The 2,748-nt window shown below is 73.5% G+C and carries 2 protein-coding genes; both read right to left on the reverse strand.

What is annotated here, in order from left to right; genetic code table 11:
- The coding region (locus GWI24_RS43080; protein WP_247617684.1) for an FkbM family methyltransferase at nt 1-1,067 on the reverse strand (1,067 nt) is incomplete at its 3' end.
- Nucleotides 1,040-2,748: stealth family protein (locus tag GWI24_RS43085; RefSeq protein ID WP_210951466.1), on the reverse strand; the 1,709-nt coding region annotated here is incomplete at its 5' end. The genes GWI24_RS43085 and GWI24_RS43080, both read right to left, overlap by 28 nt.

Consider the following 2,748-nt stretch of genomic DNA (forward strand, 5'->3'; position numbering starts at 1 on the left):
GCCTGCGCACCGGGCGTCCGCCGGGCCGGGACGACAGCGCGGCGCGCCAGAGCGGCGGCGCCCGCCAGCCGCAGCAGGCCGGTGAGAGGGACGCGCGCCGCACCGCGCGGGCCCGTACGGGGCACCCGCGTCGCACCCCGCGGCGAGCGGTACGGCGCGTTCCAGCCGTACGGGAAGGACGCCTTGTCGGTCGTGATGATGTTCGTCGTCTCGTCGCACGCCAGAATCGCGATCAGCCACCGCCGCACCACCCGGTGGAAGGCGGGCGTCAGCGGCCGCGGCGCCAGCAGCCAGTCGCGGCACTGGCCGCTCACCGCGGACCGGTACGTGGTCTCGTCGTAGCGGTGCCAGGGCGCCTCCGGGGTGATCGGGTGGAGGCCGTAGTCCATGGCGGTCAGCGGCGCCAGGGCGGTGCGCAGCGCGGTGTGGTCCGCGCCGGGGAGCAGTTCGCACACGATCCACGGCCGGTGGCGGCGGATCGTGTCGTACGACCCGCGCAACACCGCCGCCTCGAACGTCTCCACATCGATCTTGATCAGATGCGGGGCGAGACCGCGCTCCCCGGTGAATGCGTCGATCGTCGTGACCGGCACCGTGACCGACTCGGTGTGCCGGCGGTGGGCCGGGTTCAGCGAGTTGGAGGACTCCGACTTGAGGGAGAAGTATAGCTCGGCGGTGCCCGGTTCATCGGCCAGCGCGGTCTGCTGCACCTCGAAGCCGAGCCGGTTGCACTCCCGGATCCGGCGGCACAGCGCGGCCGTCTCCGGCGTCGGCTCGAACGCGATGGCCCGCGGCCCGCGCCCGCCGTCCCCGTACACCGCGCTGATCAGCGCCGAGTACAGCCCGATGTGCGCGCCGATGTCGTACACCGCGCTGCCCTCGGGCGCCTGCTGGGCCAGGGCCAGCAAGGTGGCCTGGGTGGTCGGCTCGTAGCCCGCGAGCCCGGCGCGCCGCAACTGCCGCTGTACGGCGGTCTGTTTGCGGCTGAGCACATTGAGCGCCCGCGGATACGGCCCGCCCGCCTCGAGGACGTCCGGATTCAGGGGAAGGGTGATGGCGAGGGGCATGGCTGCCGCGTCTCCTGTCGGGTGACGGCCCGCTCCAGCGGGCTGGGGAGGGGGAAGTAGGCGTCGAGGAAGGGGCGGACCAGCGCCAGCTGGTCCTCGAGGTCGTGCTCGGAGGAGACCGTGTCGTTGAGGCAGAACGCCTGGCAGTGGCGGGCCCGCAGCAGTCTGGCCAGCCGGGTGCGGATGGTGGGCTGGGCCAGGTCGAAGTAGTCGTAGCGCAGATGGGCGGGGACCGCGCGCCCGGTCAGGAACGCGTAGTAGTGGTGGAGCGAGGACGGTACGGAGATGTCCGACGTCGAGCGCACCCGGCTGGCCATGGTCGCGCGGACCGCGTCCGGGAACTCCTTCTCGATCTCGGCGAGCACGCTGGTGCGCAGGGCGTGCGGGGTGTGCTTCATCTTCTGGGTGACGGCCGTGCCGAACCGCTCCTCCAGCAGCGCCCGGTTGTTCTTGCCGGCCGCCGATACGGGCACGTCGCCGGGGCCCACGGGGGTCAGCGGGATCAGCGCGCGGGACGGGAAGAACTTGGAGACGCCGTTGGCCAGGAAGAAGTCCTGCGGGGTGACCGGTGAGCCGAGGAAGACGTCGTCGTTGAAGTAGAGGAAGTGCTCGGCGAGTCCGTCGATGTGGTGCAGCCGGGTCTCGATGGCGTGGGAGTTGAAGGTGGGCAGCACATCGGGGTCGTCGAAGATGTCGCGGTGGTCCACGATGGTGATCCCAGGGTGCGAGACGGCCAGCCAGTCGGGCACCTGACGGTCGGTCACCAGATAGATATGGCGCACCCAGGGGGCGTACAGGTACAGCGAGCGCAGCGAATAGCGCAGCTCGTCGCGGTTGGCGTAGCGGGCGGCGTTGGCGGCCTGGGCGTGATAGCCCGTGCCCGCGAGGGCCGCCCGCCGCCGCTGCCACTGCGGATCCGAGCCGTCCACCCAGGTGTAGACGACGTCGATGGGGAAGCGGACCTCGTCCGGCAGCCGGGTCAGGAACTCCGGGCGGGTGCGCACCAGCGGCCCCGGCTGCCAGCCGATGGGCGGGGCGAGCCGGGTGAACAGCTGGTCGGGGGCGCGCACCGGCTCGCCCACGAGCGGTACGGACGCGGTGGTGCGGTTGAAGCGCGGCGCGATCAGCACCCGCTCCTCGCCCTGCCCGCCCGGCTCCCAGAACTCGATGTCGCAGCCGTGCGCCGGGCCGAGGACCAGCCGTCCGCCCGGCCCGGCGTGGAAGCGGGTGAAGCGGACCACGGGGGCGGCGGCCAGCCGCCGCCAGGCCCGTCGCGTACCGCCGAGCCGGGGCGGGGGCGCCGGATGGCCGCGCCGCGGGGGCAGCGAGACATACCCGGCCTCCTCGGCGCACAGCGCGGCCAGCGCCTTGACCACCTCGGCCCGCTGATCGGCCCGGACGCCCACGGCCGAGCCGACGTTGCTGTAGCAGCGGATCACGAAGTGGTCGATCCGGGCCCGGTCCAGGGCCTCGCACACCAGCCGCAGATTCTCGGCGCGCGCGAACAGCGGGGTGGGGGAGGGGGCCAGGGTCGCCACGAGGGCGCCGCCCCGTCGGTCGGCGATCACCATCCGGCCGGGTGATCCGGCCAGCAGCCCGGCCCGGCGCAGCCGCCGCCGCGCCCGGCGCAGCCGCAGCGAGCCGGAGGCGGCCGACAGCCCGCCGAGGCCCCGCATGGCCG

Source organism: Streptomyces sp. MK37H (assembly GCF_018035285.1).
Lineage (GTDB): Bacteria > Actinomycetota > Actinomycetes > Streptomycetales > Streptomycetaceae > Streptomyces > Streptomyces endocoffeicus.